2 protein-coding genes and 1 pseudogene are annotated in these 2,360 nt (G+C 68.1%); all 3 read right to left on the bottom strand.

Going from position 1 to position 2,360, the window contains the following annotated elements:
* Positions 1-207 (bottom strand): annotated as a pseudogene (locus tag ACE3UY_RS23020) (histidine phosphatase family protein); the annotation flags it as partial.
* Positions 208-369: 162 nt separating this feature from the next.
* A complete protein-coding gene (locus ACE3UY_RS23015; protein WP_374689805.1) occupies positions 370-1,122 on the bottom strand; it encodes a tyrosine-protein phosphatase in 753 nt (250 codons plus the stop codon).
* Positions 1,119-2,360: alpha/beta hydrolase family protein (locus ACE3UY_RS23010; RefSeq protein ID WP_374689804.1), on the bottom strand; the 1,242-nt coding region annotated here is incomplete at its 5' end. The genes ACE3UY_RS23015 and ACE3UY_RS23010, both read right to left, overlap by 4 nt.

Below are 2,360 nucleotides of genomic sequence, written 5' to 3'. Positions count from 1 at the left end.
GAGGCCCAGATGGCCGGCCAGGATGGCGGCCCCATCGAGCGCCTTCTGCTCGTCGCTGCAATAGACGGCGGTCAGGCCGTGCACCCAGGGTCGGGCCAGCATGGCCGTCATGCGCGCCCGCCCCCGCGCCGAGAGCGGCCAACGGGGGACAGAGATGGCCGGGTCTTTTATGACGTCGGGGTGGGTGATCAGATAAATGTCAGCCATAGTACAGAGCGCTCGTAGTCAGGCGATTCATCGCCTCTTACTCCGTATCGTCCGTGGGTATCCGTAGCCATTTCTTAAGTCTCAAAATCGCCTGCCTAATACCGTAGAGCGCATCTGAGGATGCGCGCTCCGGAGCAGAGAAGAGCGGGCTGCCAACCCGCGCTACAATAGTCGCGCCCGCACGCGGGCCATCTCATCGGCCGACAGCCCGGCGGCCAGCAGATATGCCTCCATACCGCCGTAGCGCTCGTCTACGTAGGCCAGCGTCTGGCGCATCATATCGGCGGTGATGTTCTGCCGCTCCCAGAAGGTTAGCGCCGACTCGCCCTTCTCGGCCACCAGCCGCTCATACGTCCCCTGCCGCCGCGCCATCGTCAGGGCGTAGTCGCCGGCGATAACGTCGTCGGGTACGCCGGCCAGCCGCAGCACGGCCGCGGCCACCACCCCCGTCCGATCCGTGCCGCCCAGACAGTGGAACAGCACGCCGCCAGGCGGAGCCGCGGCAATGGTCGCCAGCACTTCGGCCAGGGCGTGGGGGTAGAAGTCCAGAAAGAGCCGGTTAACGTCGGCGCGCGTCTGGACACTCTGCCAGCGCAGCTTGGCGGCCGGGTCGCCACGCTCGAACGGCACGTGGTGGAACGCCGGCTCGTCCGGCCGGCCACCGCGGAAGGGGGGCGGCGTGCTCGCCAGTTCATCCGCCCGCCGCAGATCGATGACGGTGCGTACGCCGTAGTCATGCAGGGCGCGCCGGCCGGCGGGGGTCAGGTTGCCCAGGTAGTCGGCGCGAATGAGCGACCGCCAGCGAGTCACGCCCGTACCCGTGGGCAACCCACCCAGATCACGCACGTTCCAGCACGCCTCCCAGTCGAGGTGGCGCTCGTCGGCCGGCGCGGGGCCGGCGCTGTCCAACGTCATGGTTTCTCCCTGGCCGCCAGCGCTTCGGCCAGCCCCGGCACGATCTCCGCCCCCACTGGCGCGGTCAGGCTGCTGCCAGCGAAGTCGTCGCCGATAGGTTCGACGCGCCCGCCCAGGCAGCGCGCCAGAAAGGCTTCAGCAATCGCCGCGAACGACAGGTTATTCTCCGGCCGGGCGAAGCCGTGCCCCTCGTCGGGGTAGAGTACGTAGGTCACCGGGATACCTTTGGCCTGCATGGCCGCGATAATTTGATCTGACTCGGCCTGCTTCACGCGCGGGTCGTTGGCCCCCTGGGCGATGAGCAACGGCCGGATGATGCGCCCGACGTGAGTCAGCGGCGAGTGGGCCGTCAGCAACGCCCGCCCCTCCTCCGTGCGCAGGTCGCCCACCCGCTTCATAAATAGCTCTAGCACCGGCTTCCAGTACGGCGGAATGGTTTCCAACAGCGTGATGAGATTCGATGGGCCGACAATGTCCACCCCACAGGCGAAAACCTCCGGGTAGAAGGTCAGCCCCGCCAGCGTCGAGTAGCCGCCGAAGCTGCCGCCCATGACCGCCACCCGCGCCGGGTCGGCGATGCCCTGCGCTATGGCCCAGGCCACCGCGTCCTGCTGGTCTTCCAACACCACGCCAACCCACTGCTGGTCGCCGGCGTTGCAGAACGCCTTGCCGAAGCCGGTCGAGGCGCGAAAGTTCACGGCCAACACGGCATAGCCGCGGTTGGCAAGCCACTGGTGCCACGGATGGTAGCCCCACATATCGCGCCCCCACGGCCCGCCGTGGGGCAGGAACACGGTGGGCAGCGGCCGGTCGGGGATACCGTCGCCGTCGCTGTCCGCGTCGTGGGGCAGCGAGTAGTAGCCCACCAGATCCACCCCGTCGCGCGCGCGGATGATGGCCGGGCACATTTTGACCAGGGGCAGCCCCTCCAACTCGGCGCGGTCGGTAAACAGGAACGTGGCGGCGCGCGCCTCGCGGTCATACAGGTAGTAGCGCGCCGGCCCATCGTCCACCAGGTAGGCCACCAGCCAGTAGTGGTCATCCAGCGAGCGGCTGGTAACCTCCACGTCGCCATCGGCTACTGTCGCCAGATACTCCAGATCAGGGGCGATTTCCATGTCGAGCACCTGCCACGCCTTGCGATCGTAGACGATGGCGACGGCCTGCACGTCGCGCTCGGTCGGGTGGCGCAGCGCGTCGGAGACGTCGGCGCGGGCGTCTTCGGCCAGCAATCGCCG

The organism is Promineifilum sp. (SeqCode), from assembly GCF_041918635.1.
Taxonomy (GTDB): domain Bacteria; phylum Chloroflexota; class Anaerolineae; order Promineifilales; family Promineifilaceae; genus Promineifilum.
This window is presented reverse-complemented; position numbering and strand designations above follow the sequence as displayed.